This window comes from Salmonella sp. SAL4457 (genome assembly GCF_046548235.1).
Taxonomy (GTDB): Bacteria; Pseudomonadota; Gammaproteobacteria; order Enterobacterales; family Enterobacteriaceae; genus Salmonella; species Salmonella enterica.
The window spans coordinates 1-267 of record NZ_JBGDZO010000584.1 but is presented as its reverse complement, the minus strand read 5'-3'; the positions used below and the strand labels follow the sequence as shown (position 1 = coordinate 267).

Below are 267 nucleotides of genomic sequence, written 5' to 3'. Positions count from 1 at the left end.
ATGTGGTTCATGCCGTCGATGAGCACCAGTTGCGAGTCGGGCTTGGCTCGCTGGAGCGCCTCGGCGTCGGCGACGCCGACCTGGATGTCATTGCGGCCCTGGACGATCAGGGTCGGGATGCGCAGGCGGCCGAACGCGCGGGCCGGGTCTTCGCGGAACAGCGAGATCAGGTACGGCTGCACGCTGGGGCGGAGCAGGTTGGCGAGCGCCGGCGGGATATCGCCGCGGGTCTCCCCGGCCTTCAGCGAAGCCAGCACCGAGTCGGCC

1 protein-coding gene is annotated in these 267 nt (G+C 70.4%); it reads right to left on the bottom strand.

All coding sequences use genetic code 11. The features are described from left to right. Positions 1 to 267, bottom strand: a 267-nt coding sequence (locus tag ACLJNW_RS25545) for an alpha/beta fold hydrolase (RefSeq protein WP_410961414.1), incomplete at both ends; no start/stop codon positions are given.